The 17,871-nt window shown below is 37.8% G+C and carries 16 protein-coding genes; 10 read left to right on the forward strand and 6 right to left on the reverse strand.

What is annotated here, in order from left to right; genetic code table 11:
• The first annotated feature begins 135 nt into the window (after positions 1–135).
• Genes dctP through SNE38_RS05370 form a run of 4 tightly spaced genes read left to right on the forward strand, consistent with a single transcriptional unit; the run spans position 136 to position 4,179 of the window.
• Positions 136–1,152: a TRAP transporter substrate-binding protein gene (dctP, locus tag SNE38_RS05355; RefSeq protein WP_191703323.1), complete on the forward strand. Its 1,017-nt coding sequence runs from the start codon at positions 136–138 to the stop codon at positions 1,150–1,152.
• Positions 1,153–1,191: 39 nt separating this feature from the next.
• The gene (locus SNE38_RS05360) at positions 1,192–1,701 is read left to right on the forward strand and encodes a TRAP transporter small permease (protein WP_191703322.1); all 510 of its coding nucleotides are present in this window, start codon (positions 1,192–1,194) and stop codon (positions 1,699–1,701) included.
• Positions 1,698–2,978 (forward strand): TRAP transporter large permease, encoded by a 1,281-nt coding sequence (locus tag SNE38_RS05365; RefSeq protein WP_191703321.1) that lies wholly within the window; start codon positions 1,698–1,700, stop codon positions 2,976–2,978. Before SNE38_RS05360 ends, SNE38_RS05365 begins: the two co-directional genes overlap by 4 nt.
• A gap of 1 nt (position 2,979) precedes the next feature.
• Positions 2,980–4,179: an MFS transporter gene (locus tag SNE38_RS05370; protein ID WP_191703320.1), complete on the forward strand. Its 1,200-nt coding sequence runs from the start codon at positions 2,980–2,982 to the stop codon at positions 4,177–4,179.
• Positions 4,180–4,335: 156 nt separating this feature from the next.
• On the opposite strand, the gene SNE38_RS05375 is transcribed toward SNE38_RS05370, so the two are convergent.
• Together SNE38_RS05375 and SNE38_RS05380 are read right to left on the reverse strand one after the other, a co-directional pair.
• The gene (locus tag SNE38_RS05375) at positions 4,336–5,199 is read right to left on the reverse strand and encodes a helix-turn-helix domain-containing protein (protein WP_191703319.1); all 864 of its coding nucleotides are present in this window, start codon (positions 5,197–5,199) and stop codon (positions 4,336–4,338) included.
• A 424-nt stretch (positions 5,200–5,623) separates the two neighbouring features.
• Positions 5,624–6,919 (reverse strand): S8 family peptidase, encoded by a 1,296-nt coding sequence (locus SNE38_RS05380; protein WP_336046045.1) that lies wholly within the window; start codon positions 6,917–6,919, stop codon positions 5,624–5,626.
• 136 nt (positions 6,920–7,055) lie between these two features.
• Here SNE38_RS05380 and SNE38_RS05385 point away from each other — a divergent pair, with 136 nt between their 5' ends.
• The gene (locus SNE38_RS05385) at positions 7,056–8,270 is read left to right on the forward strand and encodes a helix-turn-helix domain-containing protein (RefSeq protein WP_191703317.1); all 1,215 of its coding nucleotides are present in this window, start codon (positions 7,056–7,058) and stop codon (positions 8,268–8,270) included.
• Positions 8,271–8,667: 397 nt separating this feature from the next.
• On the opposite strand, the gene SNE38_RS05390 is transcribed toward SNE38_RS05385, so the two are convergent.
• Both SNE38_RS05390 and exaC read right to left on the reverse strand, forming a co-directional pair.
• Positions 8,668–8,994 carry a DUF779 domain-containing protein gene (locus SNE38_RS05390; protein WP_191703316.1) on the reverse strand — a complete coding sequence of 109 codons (327 nt, stop codon included), beginning with the start codon at positions 8,992–8,994 and terminating at the stop codon, positions 8,668–8,670.
• 65 nt (positions 8,995–9,059) lie between these two features.
• Complete coding sequence (gene exaC / locus SNE38_RS05395; RefSeq protein ID WP_191703315.1) at positions 9,060–10,580, reverse strand: acetaldehyde dehydrogenase ExaC; 1,521 nt, start codon at positions 10,578–10,580, stop codon at positions 9,060–9,062.
• Positions 10,581–11,079: 499 nt separating this feature from the next.
• Between exaC and SNE38_RS05400 the strand changes: the two genes are divergently transcribed.
• Together SNE38_RS05400 and cyoE are read left to right on the forward strand one after the other, a co-directional pair.
• Positions 11,080–12,099 carry an AbrB family transcriptional regulator gene (locus SNE38_RS05400; RefSeq protein ID WP_336046046.1) on the forward strand — a complete coding sequence of 340 codons (1,020 nt, stop codon included), beginning with the start codon at positions 11,080–11,082 and terminating at the stop codon, positions 12,097–12,099.
• A 137-nt stretch (positions 12,100–12,236) separates the two neighbouring features.
• Positions 12,237–13,133 carry a heme o synthase gene (gene cyoE, locus SNE38_RS05405; RefSeq protein ID WP_191703313.1) on the forward strand — a complete coding sequence of 299 codons (897 nt, stop codon included), beginning with the start codon at positions 12,237–12,239 and terminating at the stop codon, positions 13,131–13,133.
• A 361-nt stretch (positions 13,134–13,494) separates the two neighbouring features.
• Here the strand turns inward: cyoE and SNE38_RS05410 are convergent, their stop codons facing one another.
• A complete protein-coding gene (locus SNE38_RS05410; RefSeq protein WP_191703312.1) occupies positions 13,495–14,877 on the reverse strand; it encodes a dipeptidase in 1,383 nt (460 codons plus the stop codon).
• A 59-nt stretch (positions 14,878–14,936) separates the two neighbouring features.
• Positions 14,937–15,338: a histidine kinase gene (locus SNE38_RS05415; RefSeq protein WP_336046047.1), complete on the reverse strand. Its 402-nt coding sequence runs from the start codon at positions 15,336–15,338 to the stop codon at positions 14,937–14,939.
• Positions 15,339–15,446: 108 nt separating this feature from the next.
• Between SNE38_RS05415 and SNE38_RS05420 the strand changes: the two genes are divergently transcribed.
• Genes SNE38_RS05420 through SNE38_RS05430 form a run of 3 tightly spaced genes read left to right on the forward strand, consistent with a single transcriptional unit; the run spans position 15,447 to position 17,724 of the window.
• Positions 15,447–15,644, forward strand: coding sequence for a hypothetical protein (locus SNE38_RS05420; RefSeq protein WP_191703310.1), 198 nt, complete (start codon positions 15,447–15,449; stop codon positions 15,642–15,644).
• Positions 15,645–15,665: 21 nt separating this feature from the next.
• Positions 15,666–16,220, forward strand: a complete 555-nt coding sequence (locus SNE38_RS05425) for a glycerol-3-phosphate acyltransferase (protein WP_191703309.1) — start codon at positions 15,666–15,668, stop codon at positions 16,218–16,220.
• Positions 16,207–17,724 carry an aminotransferase class V-fold PLP-dependent enzyme gene (locus SNE38_RS05430; protein WP_191703308.1) on the forward strand — a complete coding sequence of 506 codons (1,518 nt, stop codon included), beginning with the start codon at positions 16,207–16,209 and terminating at the stop codon, positions 17,722–17,724. The genes SNE38_RS05425 and SNE38_RS05430 overlap by 14 nt, the downstream gene beginning before the upstream one ends.
• Positions 17,725–17,871: the final 147 nt, after the last annotated feature.

A 17,871-nucleotide genomic window follows, 5' to 3' on the forward strand; every position in this document is an offset into this window, starting at 1 on the left:
AGTAACTATCCATTATTTATGAAATGACAATTGTACTGCTTTTACCGCTCTGAATAAATATGAATTATTTTTTGAAAAAGAAATAAGAGTGAGAAGAAGGCTTAGTAAAAAAATGATAAAAGGGGAGGCAATTTCATGAAAAAGCTTTTAAGTTTTGCAGCAATGCTTACGTTACTTTTAGTTTTGGCGGCTTGTAACAATGATAAAGAAACAGTGGAGGATAGCGCTTCAGCAGGGACAGGCGAATATCCAGAGGTAACGTTTAAATTAGCACATATTACACCTACGGATCATATGTGGCATCAGGCTTCTGAAAAATTTAAAGAAGAGTTGGAGACGATTACAGGCGGCAAAATGTCGGTTGAAATTTACCCAGCGAGCCAATTAGGTTCTGAGGCAGACATGGTGCAGCAAGTAGAAGCAGGGTCAGTTGATATGGCGATGATAACAGCGGCATATTTAACGTCTCGTACACCTGAAATGGCGGCATGGTTTGCGCCTTATTTATTCGAGACATTAGAAGAAGCAAATACGGCAGCGCAATCAGACTTAGGTCAGCAAGTACTAAAGAAAGTAGAAGGTACTGGTCTTAAAGGTTTAACGTACTTGTTTGCTGGTCAACGTACAATCGTTACGAAGGACACTAAAATTAACTCTACAGACGATTTAAAAGGCCTGAAATTACGTGTAACACCAAGTCCAGCGCTACAATCATTTTACCGTAATGCAGGTGCAGCGCCAGAATCGTTATCATTAACGGAAGTTTACTCAGCATTACAAACAGGCGTAATTGATGGGATGGATATGGATTTAGACGCAACAATTACAAATAAATATGCTGAAATCGCAAAATATGTGGCGGTAACGAATCACATGGTATGGCCGTCAACAATTTTAACAAATGACAAAAAATTCAATGCTCTTTCACAAGATGCGCAAGATGCTGTAACACAAGCTTGGAAGGTAGCAAGTGATTACGCAGTCACAACGCGTTCTGGTCAGGAAGAGGAGTTCCGAAAAGAGCTTGCAGATCAAGGTATGGAAGTGTATGACCTAGATTCAAGCGTATTTAAGAAACAAATTGAAGCTTTTGATAGTGAGTACGGAGGTCAGTCAGACTTAATTAAGCAATTCATTGAAGCAAACCGTTAATCAAATACAGTATTCGAACGGCGATTAGGAGGGTGCAGGATGACGAAGCTCAGCAATATTATTACAAGAGTAGAGGAAGTTATCATGGGCGTTTTAATGGCAATTTTAACGTTTACCATGGTAACAGCTGTATTTTTCCGCTACGTATTATCTGATCCACTCCCTTGGGCAACAGAAGTTTCGATTTACTTATTCATTTGGTTTTCATTTATAGGAGGTAGCTGGGGCTTGAAGTACGGTACACAAGCCGCAGTTACTTTTTTACTCGATGCGTTATCAGAGAATAAGCAACGGATTTTAAAAATTGTCCAAGATGTGATTATGTTAGCTTTTTTAATTATTATTTTTGTATATTCTGTAAAGTGGCTTATGCTACCTTCAACGATGCTTCAAAAGTCTACGTCCCTAGGTATGCCAATGTGGATTCCATACAGTGCGGTACCGACAGGTATATTATTTGCCACAATCCATATTGTTGCACGACTGATTCGACTATTTAGAAATGAAGAGAAACCACAGCAAAAAGAGATTGGAGATGAGGTAGTATGACATTTATTACAATTGCAGTATTTGTCATCTTATTAATTTTAGGTATTCCAATTTCTTTAGTTTTGGGGATAACGACAGTTGTTTACTTTTTAATCAATGGGCAGGCTTTACTGTTGGAATCGACACCACTTCGCATGTTTTCAGGGCTCGAAAATTTTGGTTTATTAGCAATTCCTTTGTTTATGTTAATGGGTGAAATTATGAATGAGGGCGGTATTACGACAAGGCTTGTTAATTTTGCAAAGCTAATTTTAGGGCATTTCCGTGGTGGATTGGCGTATGTAACGGTTGTAGCGAATATGTTCTTAGCATCCATCTTAGGCTCTGCAAACGCCCAAGCTGCGATGATGAGTAAAGTTATGGTGCCACAAATGGAAAAAGAGGGTTATAAGCGTGAGTTTGCAGGGGCAATTACACTTGCTTCATCAATTATTGCGCCGATTATTCCACCTAGTATGATATTCATTATTTATGGAACGTTGTCGAGTACATCGATTGGTGCGATGTTCATGGCAGGGATTTTACCAGGGATCTTATATGGAATTGCTTTCATGATGATGATTGCATATATGGGCTATAAACATAATTTCCCGAAAAGTGAGCGCAGTTCCTTCAAGGAGATTTTACAAGGAGTGTTAAAGACGTTACCGGCGTTACTTATTCCTTTAATAGTAGTGGTAGGTATTTTACGCGGTATTTTTACAGCGACAGAATCAGCAGCTGTTGCGTGCTTTTTAGCCATTATCATCGGGTTATTTGTTTACCGAGAGCTAGATATTAAAAAGTTTCCAAAAATGCTAGTAAATACAGTAACAAATACTGCGACGGTGACGTTTTTAATTATTATGGCCAACATTTTTGGCTGGATGATAGCGTTTGAGCAAATTCCGCAATTAATGGCCGACTTAATTTTAAGCTTCACGGAAAGTCCTTGGGTGTTCTTACTGTTAGTTAACATTTTATTATTAATTGTCGGTATGTTAATCGATGGTATTGCGGCGCTTGTCATTTTAGTACCAGTATTAATGCCTCTTGTACACGCGCTTCAAATTGATCCGGTACACTTTGGGGTAATTATTTGTATTAACTTAACGCTAGGTTTATTAACTCCGCCGGTAGGTACAGGACTATTTATCGTATCATCGATGGCAGATATTAAGTTTGAACGTTTAGTAAAGGCTGTTTTCCCGTTCATAATCGTATCGGTTATCGTATTATTCATTATTACGTACATTCCGGATTTAGTTTTAGTAATTCCTAGATTCTTAGGGTTCTAATATGAAACAGGTGAGATGGTTCGTATGGCTGATTGTTCTCTCACAGCTATTTACCGCGTTTGTGGGACGGAGCCTAAATCCATTTGCTGCTTATATTGGAGAAAGTTTTACGCTGACGAGCTTTCAAATCGGCTTTCTGCCAACCGCATTGTTCGTTGGACAGTTTTTAGCGACATTGCCTATGGGTTTTCTCGCTGATAAAGTGGCAACCCATCGTCTGCTGCTGTTGTTGATGTCAATTGTCGGTAGCGGTTTTCTCTTACTTGCTACGATTGATGGTAATTACTTTATAGCGCTGCTTTTTATTATGTTAGCAGGGCTTGGTTACGGAGGAATGCATCCTGTAACAAATAAAATGCTAGTCCAGCTTTATCCCATTCAGAAAATAGCATTGCCGATGGGCATGAAGCAAATGTCAATTACACTAGGCTCTGCTTTATCAAGTATTGTATTAATCGCCATTGCAGAATATATCGGCTGGCAGCAAACAATTGCGATGGCATCCCTTTTATTATTAGTAATCGGTATATTCGTCTATATGTTACTAAAACCGTACGAGGAAACATTTAGTTCACATAGTGCTACAGAAGTATCTTTAATTTCTCAGATGAAAAAATTAATGAAATCAACGCCGCTATTTTTTTCTACTTTAGTTGCGCTCATTTTAATGGGCATACAAGTTACGTTTAATACGTATCTTCTATTATATTTAATTGAGATAAAGGTATGGGCTGTTTATTTAGCAGGTTTAGCGCTTGCCTGCTCTGAAATTTTCGGGGCACTTGGTCGCGTTCTATGGGGAGTGATTAGTGACAAGTTTTTACGAAGCAACCGTTGGATCGTGCTGTTCATTATTGCGTTGTGGCTACCATCGGCTTTATTTGGTTTACATATAGTCCAAGATCGTCTGCTGCTGTTAATGGTCATTGCAACGATCGGCTTTTCACTATCCGGATTTAATGGGATTTGGATGAACTTAGCTGTTGAAAGTGTTCCGGAAACGTTGAGTGGCTCAGCGAGTGGATATAGCGTGACATTTGCTTCTGTAGGTGTTTTTATTATCCCGCCACTTTTTGGATATATTTTAGATCAAACGAGTTATTTACATGCAGGGGCTTTTTTAGCTTGTGCAAGCAGTTTATGTGCACTAATTATTATCGTAGTGCTTTTTAATGAAAAGAAGCGGAGGGTTTTAAATTAGTGGCACGTAGGATTGGATTTATATCAAAGCTTCTTTTGAGAACAAATAATTTTGCGGGAATGTATTGATTTTTTCCGTAACAAAAGCCGATTCATACTAAAAAATAGTGTGAATTGGCTTTTAACACTTTCCAGGTGTAGTCTCATTATTGTTTATTCATTTGTTACTTGATTGATACTTATTAATTTCCTTTTGCATGTGGCTATATAAATCATGTTCTTCGATTGTTTCCAAAATCAATAACCCCCGCTGGATATAATCAGCACCTTCTTCTTTTTGATTTAAATTATGTAGGCAAATTCCTTTGCGTATATAGACAATAGCCATTTGATAGTGCATCTTAAAATTTTTCACTTTCGGTATAAGCAGATCAAGTTGCTGCAAAGCTTTATCTTCTAATTTATCCTTTATTAACATTAAGCTATAATTCAGTCTGAAATTAACTTCTATACGGTTAATTGATTGGAAATCCTTATACTTTTTAAGGGATTTCTCGACATATTCAATCGTTAAATGGGCGACTTCTACCGGGAATAGAAAGAAAATAGCGTTTATTATATATAAGTCCTTTATAAATAGTTGTTCTTTGTTAGAAAAGAAATCTAAAAAATGAAGCGCTTGAGATTTGTTGAAATATATATCCTCATTTCGAAAAGCTTCTAATAAAAATTCCGAAATTTGGTGAAGGAAAGCAATTGTGGATTCGTTCCTTACTTCCAAATATTTTTCACACTTATAAATGAATTCTTCCAATGAATTAGTATTTGTAACAGAAAATCTAAAAAACTCACGGTACAGTTTTTCTTCTTCTGTATAGCTATAGCCGTTTGCGATAAAGAGTATTTCCTCCAAATCAATATTAAGATTATTCAAGATACCAATTAACGCTTGGGTAGGGATATCTGCAGTTCCTTTTTCAAACTTTGAATATGTACCTTGAGAAATATTTCCCTCGCTAACGTCCCGTTGAGTCATTCCTTTTAATAAACGTACATCACGGACTGCATTTGATAAAAACATAAACTACCTCCTATTCGTATACGAATAATATTACTACTTTTTTTCAAAATATAGTAATATTTTTAAGTGAAAGGGGGGATTGAGATGGAAATTTTAATGTCATTAGTTGAAGCATTAGATGTATGGTTAATAGGAATCGATGTATTCTAAGATTTCTACAGCAAATATCGATTTGCCAAAGATTTACTCAATACTTAGAAAAAAGTAAAGAATATTACTTAGAATTTTTAATATTTGAAGCACTGATTTTACGTCTTATTAGATGTAAAAATTGGTGTTTTTTTATGTAAAGTAATCATATACGTACAATTGCCATGTTATATCAATCATTTTTATTTAAAACGATAAAAAAGAGTAGCCAAACCAAAACTATGGCCTCGGTTTGGCTACTATTGTTAATATACCTAACTTATATTTCTATTAATTACTGAACGCGGGCAAAACCGAATCCTGAAGCGTAGTCATCGCCTGTCGAGGCACCGTGACCACCTTTAATGTCTACAGCCTTTGCTCTTGTTTGTAAGTTAGAGCGCAGTTGCGTGTGAGACCATGACGGGTTTTGAGCCCAAATCTTTGCTGCTAAACCTGATACATGAGGAGTAGCCATTGATGTGCCGCTAATTGTATTGTATCCGCCATTATGCCATGTAGAATAAATTGACGAACCTGGAGCTGAAATTTCAATATCTCCCTGCTGGATTACATAATCACCTGCTGTTGAGGCATATCCGCGAGATGAGTAGTCAGCTACACGGTACGTCCCGTTTTGCTGTACATTTTCCAGAGCAGCAACTGCAACTGCATTCGGTAATGCTCCCGGATAACCGATTGATCCTTGTGCATAGCCAGAATTACCGGCTGCAGTAATAACTAGAACACCTTTACTGTATGCATAGTTGACAGCACTTGAGATGAGGCTGTTATTGGCTGAAGAACCTAGTGACATATTAATGATTGTTTTAGTACGAGTAGAAGTTGCTTGATCTGCTGCGTGTCGGATCGCTGCAGCAATATCATCTGAATATCCTGAACCGCTGTCTGTTAATACTTTGTAAGCCCAAAGATCAGCATCTGGTGCAACGCCGTAAACACCACCTCTATCGCTTCCACCATCAGCTAATGCTGAACCGGCAACGTGTGTGCCATGACCGTTTCTGTCTGTGCAACTATTGTTCACAAGTGGTGTTGCAGTCGTAAAGTCTTTACACTGTTCCACATTATTAGCAAGGTCACTGTGAGAAGTATTGACACCCGTATCCAGTACGGCGATATTAATACCACTACCACCAGACGTTGATGTTAACGAGTTGTTGTTGTAAATGGCTTTAATGCCCCACGGTACTTGCTGTGAAGCTCTAGCATAAATCGACGCATCGGGTTCTCGATTTTCTACTGAATAATCCTCCTCCAGATTGAGTGTGTCTAATTTAACGACAGGAACTTTTGTAACTGTGATATTTTTGTTATTCTGCAACGCTTGGAACTGTTTTTCATTCATTTCAGTAGAAAAGCCGTTTTCTGTTAACTCCCAGCGAGCAGAATACTGTGTTTTTACTGATGCCTTTGCCGATTGGTTATTTGCTTCAACATACACTCGGAACTTTTCCTGACCGACGTTATTAGCCGAGCTGTCTTCAGTATTCAATGTTGTCGCCTGCACAGGACTTACTAATGCTCCCGCCATCAAAAGACCTAATAATGTACTTTTTACTTTTTTCATTTTTTCCTGACCCCTTTTCTAAATAGATGATAAGATTACTATTTGAATCTAACATATTTTCATTTTTTTGATTATTGGGAAAAATTTAAGTATACTGGATAAAATACCTAGCCATTCGAAAGGGGCGTTTATTTGAATGAAAATAGGTTCATTAATTAAGTACTACCGTACAAAATTGGGAATGACTCAAAATGCGGTAGCAGCGGGGATTTGTTCAATACCCCATTTAAGCAAAATCGAGAATAACAATAAAGAAGCTAACAGTGAGACAATTCGCCTGTTGCTGGAACGGTTGAATATTAACATACATGATGTAGAAAACAGCGAGCAGAATATTATTATATTACTGAATAATTTACAAAAACATATAAACTATTTAGAGAATGAAAAAGCGAAAGAAATAATGGAAAGATTGAAAGAATACGAAGAAATTATCGGCTTTACGGAATGCATTTATTTATACGAGCTTTATAAATTACGTTATTATGTGTTTTTCAATGAATATAAACTAGCAGAAGGCCAGTTAAGGTGGCTAAATGCCCACCGTAAGAATTTTTCCCAACATGAGAAATATTTACATTCCTACTATTATGCATTAGTTTTAATAACAAGAGGGAAATATGCTGAAGCAGCTGTTGAACTTACTCAGATTCTTAATCTACATCCGGATCTAGGTTCACTGGAAGGGGAGTTTTATTACCACTTCTCTTTAATAAAAGGGCGGTTGGAAGAGACAAGCCAGGCGATTATTTACGGTAGAAAAGCCCTTCAATTTTATAAGGACCAGTTTAATTTTAAAAGAATTATTTATACATCAATGTCGTTGGCGCTTTATTATTCTCAAGGGAAAGTATTTAATGAAGCAATCGAAATCTATGAACATCTATTGAGAAATGTGGAACTTTTGCAGCAACAGCAGCTACTGCCTGCTATCTATCATAATTTGGGGGATTTGTACCAAATAAGAGGAGAGTATGAAAGTGCATTAGTCTACTTTGAAAAAAGTGCTTCTTTAATGGGGAAAAATAGTGATAACTATTTATTTTGTTTATACAATCTAGGCATTACACAATATCGCCTCAACCAAGGGGAAGAGAGTATAAAAACCTTTACTGTTTTAAAGGAAGAAGCAAAAAAAATGAAAAAAATAAGTTTTAATTTATTTGCTTCTTTTTATTTATATTTGCTAACAGGAGAAGAAAAGAAAGCAATGGTTTTTTTAGAAGGGAGGTTAATTCCGTTTACAGCAAATAATGAAGAATTTAAAGTAATCCACCAGCAATTTTCTTATTTATTAGGTGAGTACTACCGACAGGAAAAAAAGTTTGAAAAAGCAATCCAATTTATTTAACTATAAAGGAGACGAAAATATGAAGAAAAATGTGAAATTATCAATTTTATTACTAAGTGTTGCATTCGTTACGTTGTCTATTCCTATTTATCCACCGGTATTATTATAAAATAAAGAGGCTGGGACAGAATTAGTTCCAGTTCACGCAAAAAGAGAAATTGCACAATGCAATTTCTCTTTTTGCGCTTTATAAAGAAAATATTCGGAGAGGTGTTATCCTCTTACGTGGGAGAGACTACTGGCTCGAGCCGTGCCCCCACCCCAGGAAAGCGTCCGCCGTAACGGAGAACTACGGCTACGAAGTAGGCACAATAAACAGCCGTTCAAATTTTACTAATCGTAAAATTTGAACGGCTGTTTATTGTGAGGCGGGTTTTGTCCCAGCCCCGTTTTATATTTATTCCATTACACTAGACTTCATCAAAAAAGCAAAGCCTTCCGCGCTCTCCAATGAAAATGAAGCACCGCGTCCTTCCATCACATCAACAAGTAGTTGCATATGTTTTAAATACTCCGCTTGATGCTTATCAATGTAATACGGAACACCTGCAATTTCTCCGATTAGTACAAGCTGACTGCTAATATAATGACCATCTGCTTGGAAACACATCGGCACCGTGCCATCACAGCATCCAGAAGACTGCTCAAATACTAAGTTGCCGTGCTTCGCCTTCAACAGCTCGATTACTTCAACAGCTTTTTCGGTTACGATAAGCTTATCCATAAACATCCTCCCTATAAAAAAGAGGATGCACTATAAAAGTACATCCTCTAATAAGTCGCTTCGGTTTAGAAGAACCCTTGAGCGTTTTTGTTGTAGCTTACTAACATACATTTTGTTTGTTGGTAGTGATCTAACATCATTAAGTGGTTTTCGCGACCAATACCTGATTTTTTATATCCACCGAATGCTGCGTGAGCAGGATATTGGTGGTAAGTGTTTGTCCAAACACGACCAGCTTGGATACCACGAACAGCACGGTAAGCTGTATCCATGTTACGAGACCATACACCAGCGCCTAAACCGAATTCAGTATCATTAGCGATTTCCATAGCTTCTTCGAAAGTAGAGAATGTTGTTACAGAAAGAACTGGACCAAAGATCTCTTCTTGGAAGATACGCATTTTGTTGTGACCTTTGAATACTGTTGGTGCCACATAGTAGCCGCCTTCTTGGTCAGCATCTAATTGGTTTTGGTAGCCGCCGATTAATAATTCAGCGCCTTCTTCTTTACCGATTTCGATGTAAGATAAGATTTTTTGTAATTGCTCGTTTGAAGCTTGAGCACCCATCATTACTTCTGTATCTAACGGGTTACCAATTTTGATTGCTTTAACTCGTTCTAATACACGCTCCATGAATTTGTCATAGATTGATTCATGAACTAATGCACGTGAAGGACAAGTACAAATTTCGCCTGAGTTTAATGCGAACATTACTAAACCTTCAATAGCTTTATCTAAATACTCATCGTCATGATCCATTACGTCTGGGAAGAAGACGTTAGGTGATTTACCGCCAAGCTCTAATGTTACAGGAATAATATTCTCTGTAGCGTATTGCATAATTAGACGACCTACACCAGTAGAACCAGTGAACGCCACTTTGTTAATACGTGGGTTCGTAGCAAGTGGTTTACCAACTTCAATCCCTAAACCATTAACAATGTTGAATACGCCTTTTGGTAATAAGTCTTGAATTAACTCGATTAATACCATAATTGAAGCTGGTGTTTGTTCAGCAGGCTTCATTACGATTACGTTACCAGCCGCTAATGCCGGAGCAATTTTCCAAGAAGCCATTAATAATGGGAAGTTCCAAGGGATAATTTGACCGACAACCCCGATTGGCTCGTGGAAGTGGTATGCTACTGTATCGTTGTCGATTTCAGAAATTCCGCCTTGTTGTGCACGAATCGCACCAGCAAAGTAACGGAAGTGATCAACTACTAAAGGAATATCAGCGTTTAATGTTTCGCGTACTGCTTTACCATTGTCCCAAGTTTCAGCAACAGCGATCTTTTCTAGATTTTCTTCAATGCGGTCTGCAATTTTATTTAAAATATTCGCGCGGTATGCAACAGAAGTTTGTGCCCAGGCACCTTTAGCTGCATGTGCTGCGTCTAATGCTAATTCAATATCTTCTTCAGTTGAACGTGCAACTGTTGTAAATACTTTACCAGTTACAGGTGATTTTACATCTAGGTATTGCCCTTTAACAGGAGCTACCCATTCGCCACCGATAAAGTTATCGTATTTTTCTTTAAAGTTAACTACTGCACCAGCAGTATTAGGATTTGCATAGATCATTTAACTACACCTCTATCACTCAATTTAAAGTTTATTAACTTTATAATTTGATTATGCACCTACAAAAGGGAAGTTACAAATGAAAAGGCTTACAAAAATAACTACATAACTATATTTGTAAAGTGAAAGTGTATATTTTCTTAACTAGGATACATAGCTTCATGTACTGATACAGAAGGGATTTTAGCATCAGTTAATTGAGTAGAATATTGATTTAACTCTATAGTATTATAATTTATATTTATTATATAACAAGATTTAACAATGAAAAATAATGTATAAATATAAATCTATCCTGATAAAAATTCTTTTTAAAATATTTATAAATGATACTATTAAAATACTGATTTTTTGTTTTTTTTAGCATAAAAGGTGGGTAGAACACCTAATTATTGTAAAAAAAGAATTTTACATTTTCTGTTTATACGCGCTACTTGTTCGCTTTACGAAATAGTTTCAGCTAAAATATAACTAACTACTATTAAAGAGGAGGGGCGTTATGTTTCTTGCATTTATCATTGCACTAATCGGTGCACTTTTATTTTCAGCCCTCTCTTTACCGATTCCGTGGCTGATCGGTCCTATTTTTTCTGTACTGATTGCACAGTTTTTTATAAAAGACCGTCTGCGCTGGCCGGCCACTTTACGAAATACGGGGCTCATTATCGTTGGAGTCGCGATTGGTCAGCAGTTTGATTTCGCTTTGTTTTCCGATTTTCAGTCGTTAATGTTATTCATGGTTATTGTGAATATTTTGCTGTTTTTATTTTGTTTAGGAATTGCATGGGGTATTTCTCGTACGACGGGACTTACTTTTAAGACAGCAGTTGCTGCAAATGTACCTGGAGGATTGTCGCAGCTTGTATTGTTTGCGGAAGAAGAAGGGGATGTTAATTTAACAGCGGTTACTTATTTCCATATAGTGCGTGTATTAGGTGTTGTGTTGCTTATCCCGTTTTTAGTATCTGGCAATGTCGCCGGTGGAGCTTCAATTCCGCTTACTATGGATGTTTGGCAAGCAGTCCTGCTCATTATTTTGTCTGCCGCACTTGTACCTATTGGTCAAAAGCTAAAGTTGCCTGTCGCCCATTTTTTGACGCCGATTATCGTTGTTATTGCTTTGAAGTTATTTAGTATTGATACACCGACAATGCCGAGTGATGTTCTTCATATAGCACAGCTATTGATTGGTACATATATCGGCTTATTGTTAAAACCAGCAACTTTGCGTTTACCTGCAAAAGTTCTGGTCGGGGGAGTATTGAGTACTATTGCAATGATTGTACTTACCTATGGCACTAGCCTGCTGATTGCTGAATTTTTAAACTTAAGCTTTGCAACAAGCTTTTTAAGTACAGCACCGGGTGGACTTGACCAAATGGGCTTGCTCGCAGCAGCTGTAAAAGCGGATATTTCAGTCGTAACAGTATTCCAACTTTTTCGTTTACTTTTTATTTTCCTCTGTATATTGCCACTGATTAAATGGATTTATCGCGAGAGGGAAAAGGAATTGAGTTAATTGGCAATGTAATTGTGTCTACATTATCTCAGAGTATTCTATGAAAAAATGAGAAAAAAAGCCTGGATATTAACCCTTTATGACCCATTTGGGGTATACTAGAGAAAGTGATTAATTAGGAAGTAGGATTAGGAATTATGCAAACGCAATCGAATCGACAATTGTGGGCGCAAGCTGTGAAGACTGGCATTATTAAATCAAACTTAATTCCGATGATTGCGGCATTAATGCTTGCCCTATACACATATGAATTAAATTTTATTGAACATATTCCAGCTATTATTTTTGCGATTCTTGGTTCTGCAGCAGTCATTGCCGCAGCAGGTGCGTACAATAACGTATATGACCGAGATATTGATCAAATTATGCCCCGAACAAAAACACGTCCAACGGTTACTGGAGAGCTATCTGCCAAGGTAGTACTGATTGTTGCGACGATTTTATTGATACTTGGATGTGTGGCTCTTTATTTAGCTTCACCATTGGCGGCTATGCTAGGATTTTTAGGAGTATTTTTCTATGTTGTGCCATACACAATGTGGACCAAGCGCCGCACTATTTGGAACACAGAAGTAGGAAGTATTTCAGGTGCCATGCCACCGTTAATTGGGTGGGCAGCTGTAGCTCCGGATATTTGGCATCCAGCTGCATGGGCTCTTTTTTTAATCATGGTAATTTGGCAAATGCCGCACTTTTATGCCATTGCCATTCGTAAAAAAGAAGATTATGCCGCAGCGAATATCCCGATGCTACCTGTAGCAAAAGGGGAGCGACGCACATATATTCAATCGAATATTTATTTAGTGCTGTTATGTTTATCAAGCTTTCTGTTTTACCCACTTAGCTTAGGGTTAACGATTGTTTCGCTCATTCTGAGTGTTATTTGGTTATGTATGAGTATTACGGCATCAAAGAAACGCGAAGAGAAAAAGTGGGCTAATATTATGTTCGGCTACTCGCTATTCCATATGATGGCTGTTTTTGGAACAGTCTTCATTTATGCATCAGTTGGCATGATTTTAAATGCGCTTTAATAGAAAAGGTGTACTAGAAGTTTCGACTTTTGGTGTGCCTTTTTTGTTCGGGGTTATTTAAGAGGAGTTTCTTTTATAATTCTTCTCCTTGTTAAGAAATTGTGAACAAAAGTTGTGATGATTATATGTCAAACGCTGGGAACACATTTTATTCAGGAAATGGAAATGCTATGATGGAATCAACAAGCGAGGCGAATTGCTTGGAAGTTAATTTGCACTCTAAATTTAATATGCTATTTACTCAATTTTCGTATACGACTTCGACAACATATAAAACCCCCTATTTTTATATGGTCTCGTACGGAAAAAAACTCCGGTGCAGTAGTGTGCACCGGAGTTTTTATTTTTATTGAAATCGTTATTATAATTTAATGTTGGCAATTTCAAACATGTAATCACCAAGTACGCGTAAACCTTGGTCGAAGTTTTCCAAATGGAAGTGCTCATTCGGTGCATGGAAGTTTTCACTTGAAAGACCGAAGCCCATTAGTACAACTGGCAATTCCAAAATTTCATCGAATGCTGCAACGATTGGAATCGAGCCGCCACCACGAGTATAGGCTGTTGGTACGTTGTATACCTTTTCATATGAACGACCAGCTGCTTGAATCACTGGGTGATCAAATGGTGTAATGTAAGGCTTTCCTTTATCGAATTCAGAAATCGTTACTTCGACACCGGCAGGCTTATGCTTTTCGATATGTGCTTTTAATAATGCTACAATTTCTTCAGGGTCTTGGTTCGGTACTAAGCGGCAAGTAATTTTTGCGCCAGCCTCAGCAGGTAATACTGTTTTAATCCCTTCACCGGAGAAACCACCGAATACACCGTTGATTTCCAATGTAGGACGTGCCCAAGTTTGCTCTAAATAAGAATAGCCCGCTTCACCGAATAACTCCTGCACACCAACTTCTTCTTTCAAAGCATCCTCGTCAAAGTTCAGGTCACGATATGCCTGACGCTCTTCTTCAGATAAAGGCAATACTTTATCATAGAAGCCATCTACTTGAATTGTTCCATGCTCATCGCGGAATGATGCTAAAATTTCTGTTAATGCGTGAATCGCGTTTTGAACGCCACCGCCATAGAGACCAGAATGTAAGTCACCTTTTGCGCCACGCACATCAATTTGCACACCCGTTAATCCACGTAAGCCGTAACACACTGCTGGCTTCCCTTTAGCATAAAGACCTGTATCGGAAATAACGATTAAATCTGCCGCTAATTTTTCCTTGTTGTCTTCCGTATATTGAGGAAGGGATGGACTGCCGATTTCTTCTTCACCTTCATAAATAAATTTCACGTTGACTGGCAATGTACCTTCAGTTGCAAATAACGCTTCAATCATTTTTAAGTGCATAAATACTTGTCCTTTATCATCTGAAGAACCACGGGCAAAAAGCTTATTATCACGGATTGCCGGCTCAAAAGGAGGTGTTTCCCATAAATGAAGCGGGTCTACGGGTTGTACATCGTAGTGACCATAAAACAGAATAGTCGGCTTGCCCTCTGCATGTAGCCATTCGCCGTATACAACAGGGTGACCGGCTGTTTCATCAACTGATACATTTTCTATGTTTAATGATTTTAAGTGATCTGCCAACCAGTTTGCCGCATTTGTCATATCGTCTTTATGTTCAGATAAGGCAGAAATACTTGGAATGCGTAAAAATTCGTTCAACTCTGCTAAATGACGTTCGCGATGCTCTGTGAAATAAGCATCTAAAGTTTGTAAGTGACTCATTAAAGAGTGCCCCCTTATATTTCGATTATGGAAATAAGTATAGCATACAACGCAAAAAATTAGCTTTCTGCTCTCCCTTTTTTTGAGCCGGAATTAAACAGTAAATACAATGTGGCTGTTCCAATGGCAAAGACTATGCCACCGTAAAGAGGAAGATAAATGGATTCCATTAATAAGGAAATCGTCATTAAAAGCGTAAAGGATATAAACATGTGTGCAAAATACTGATGGAAACGATGAAGCTGCTCTGACTTCAATTCGATTAGGACATCAGACACCATTACAAGCGCAAATTCAATGATACCGTATAAAATGATGAAACCAACTAAATATTTCCAATTTTCAAATTCAATGCCGACAAGCAATAAAATACCAACCTCTGCGGCAATCGCTATACAAATAATCCCAATAAATAGTAAAATGATTAAAACAATGCCTAAGGGAATACCAAATTTTTTCATAGATTACTCCTTGTAAATGGTAATTGATAATAGTAGTATAATAGATTTCTAATAATAAAAGGGCGGGAAACTCCCGATTAAGTATATTTATTTAAGGAGTGAAAATAGATGAGTAAATGGAAGGGAAGTATTCTAGCAGGTTCAATCGGTGCAATTATTCTCGGTACTGGAATAGCATTTATAAGTATTAACCAATCACATAATCAAAACATGAAAACGATTGATGCATGTTTTGAAAATTTTGCACAATCACAAAAAACGTTAACTTTTGAGTATAACGAGGACGGTTTATTAACTTGTGAATAAAGCAACAGAGGGGATAATACGATGCTCTTTATTATAGCCAGTTATTTACTTGGGACAATTTTAATAGCGGCAGTAGTTGCAAAAATAAAAGGAATCAAATTACACGAGCAAAACAGTGGGAATTTAGGGGCACGAAATGCGGGAAGAACACTTGGGAAATCAGCTTTTGCCATTGTTGCAATTGGGGATGGCTTAAAGGGTGTAGCCGTTGTTGTTACAGGGCGTGTTCTTGAGCTACCTGAACTGACAATCGCAGTGGGCATCATTGCGGTCGTGCTTGGTCATTTGTATCCATTTTGGAATCGTGGGAAAGGTGGGAAAGGTGTAGCAACGGTTATCGGAGCAATACTCGCTTTTTCGCCTTTATTATTTTTATCATTTTTAGGTGGTTTTTTAATGTGTCTGCTCGTTACGAAAAGTGCCACGCTTAGTATGGTTGGTGGTTTTATCGTTTATGGAATTGTTACGAGTATTAATATTGAAGCTGGATATATCGTATTCATTGCACTTTTGCTTGTTATTTGGAAGCAAAGACATAGCATTATAGAAAGAGTGAAGCCTAATGTATTGGAGTAAAATTGCCACAACGGAAAAAGAATTTGATGCGATTGCTGCATTAAATTATGAAACGTTTGTAGAAGAAATACCACAGCATCAGCCTAATTCATCTAAGCGACTTATTGATAAATTTCATCATGAAAATGTGTACCTCATAGTTTATAAAAATACAGAAGTAGTTGGAATGGCTGCCTTTCGAGATAAAAGGCCGTTTTCGATTGACCAGAAAATCGGAAATGTTGAAAACCATCTGGATCCTGAAGTTTGCGAATATTTATGTGAAATCAGGTTGCTTGCCGTGAAAAAGGCACATCGTAACGGACGTGTTTTTACGAAGCTTGCCACAGCAATTTATCGTTATTACTATGATTTGGGCTATACAGCCTGTGTCATTTCAGGGACTGTAAGAGAAGAAAAATTGTATACACAAATGGGTTTTAAACAGTTTGCACCGGCTGTCGGTACACAGGAGGCACGCTATTTGCCAATGGTATTAACGCGCAAAGATAGTGAAGTATTTCGAGAGCGACTACGTGAGCAAAATATTGTGTTTTATCCAGGTCCAGTTGCGCTTGACCATTCGATTGCACCAACGGCCATTTCCCATCGCTCCCATAAATTCCATCAGGAGCTTCAGGATATGAAGCAACAGCTATGCAAGTTGGCACAAGCAAATCATGTCATTCCGCTAGTTGGTACAGGGACACTAGCCAATGATGTAATGCTCGGTCAGTTGAAAAGTGAATTCCCTCAGGAGCAAGGGCTTATTTTAGTGAACGGGGAATTCGGCAATCGCCTAAAAAATCAGGCAAAACAATGGGGGTTACATGTCGAGTGCCTGGACTTCGGGTGGGGTAATGTATTTGATATATCGCAAATCGAGTCGTCAATACAGCAGGGGAACTACCATTATATTATTTTTGTCCATGGTGAGACATCCAATAGCACCTTGAACCCGCTCGAACCACTTATGGAACTGGCACAAAAATATAAGGTAAAGTTGTGTGCGGATTGTATTAGTTCTTTTGCTGCGCTTCCTTTTTTAATGGAAGGTCTGCATTATGCGACAGCAGTCAGTGGCAAGGCGCTCGGAACGATAGCGGGTCTGGCTTTCGTTTTTTGCAAGGACTTACCGAGTGCGAGTGATGCACCACTTTATTTAAATTTACCTTATTATATCGAAAAACAAATTCCGTTTACGTTACCGCATTTTTATATTAAGGCAGTAAGCGATGCGTTGAAGGCATACCCAGAACGCTATATTGTATTGGAAAAACGTATGGAGCTTATCAAAAATTCAAGTTTACCTGTAAAGGCGATGTATCCGATGATTGCATCGTGGCAACATGAAAAAATGCCTCACATTATCCAAACATGTGAATTGAATGGCTTTTTACTCCATGGTGACAGTACATACTTAAAGGAACTCAACGTTGCGCAAATTAGTACCATCCAGCCAAACTTTGAAAAGGATTATAAAAAAGTAATGGAGCTTATTTCTTATATGATGGAAACGTTGTAAGGGAAGGAGATAGTGGAAACATCGTAGTAACACGTTGCATAGAAGGTCATGCAGTTCAAATTATCCCTTCAAAACTTACAGCATTGTAAGGTAATTGAAAGCCAATCCGATAGAGCGTAAGTATTTTATTTGGCACAATAAGGTCAT

The organism is Solibacillus ferritrahens (assembly GCF_037027585.1).
GTDB lineage: Bacteria > Bacillota > Bacilli > Bacillales_A > Planococcaceae > Solibacillus > Solibacillus ferritrahens.

Coding starts and splice junctions, on each gene's coding strand:
- dctP (WP_191703323.1), top strand. CDS start 136: ATGAAAAAGCTTTTAAGTTTTGCAGCAATGCTTACGTTACTTTTAGTT.
- SNE38_RS05360 (WP_191703322.1), top strand. CDS start 1,192: ATGACGAAGCTCAGCAATATTATTACAAGAGTAGAGGAAGTTATCATG.
- SNE38_RS05365 (WP_191703321.1), top strand. CDS start 1,698: ATGACATTTATTACAATTGCAGTATTTGTCATCTTATTAATTTTAGGT.
- SNE38_RS05370 (WP_191703320.1), top strand. CDS start 2,980: ATGAAACAGGTGAGATGGTTCGTATGGCTGATTGTTCTCTCACAGCTA.
- SNE38_RS05375 (WP_191703319.1), bottom strand. CDS start 5,199: ATGTTTTTATCAAATGCAGTCCGTGATGTACGTTTATTAAAAGGAATG.
- SNE38_RS05380 (WP_336046045.1), bottom strand. CDS start 6,919: ATGAAAAAAGTAAAAAGTACATTATTAGGTCTTTTGATGGCGGGAGCA.
- SNE38_RS05385 (WP_191703317.1), top strand. CDS start 7,056: ATGAAAATAGGTTCATTAATTAAGTACTACCGTACAAAATTGGGAATG.
- SNE38_RS05390 (WP_191703316.1), bottom strand. CDS start 8,994: ATGGATAAGCTTATCGTAACCGAAAAAGCTGTTGAAGTAATCGAGCTG.
- exaC (WP_191703315.1), bottom strand. CDS start 10,580: ATGATCTATGCAAATCCTAATACTGCTGGTGCAGTAGTTAACTTTAAA.
- SNE38_RS05400 (WP_336046046.1), top strand. CDS start 11,080: ATGTTTCTTGCATTTATCATTGCACTAATCGGTGCACTTTTATTTTCA.
- cyoE (WP_191703313.1), top strand. CDS start 12,237: ATGCAAACGCAATCGAATCGACAATTGTGGGCGCAAGCTGTGAAGACT.
- SNE38_RS05410 (WP_191703312.1), bottom strand. CDS start 14,877: ATGAGTCACTTACAAACTTTAGATGCTTATTTCACAGAGCATCGCGAA.
- SNE38_RS05415 (WP_336046047.1), bottom strand. CDS start 15,338: ATGAAAAAATTTGGTATTCCCTTAGGCATTGTTTTAATCATTTTACTA.
- SNE38_RS05420 (WP_191703310.1), top strand. CDS start 15,447: ATGAGTAAATGGAAGGGAAGTATTCTAGCAGGTTCAATCGGTGCAATT.
- SNE38_RS05425 (WP_191703309.1), top strand. CDS start 15,666: ATGCTCTTTATTATAGCCAGTTATTTACTTGGGACAATTTTAATAGCG.
- SNE38_RS05430 (WP_191703308.1), top strand. CDS start 16,207: ATGTATTGGAGTAAAATTGCCACAACGGAAAAAGAATTTGATGCGATT.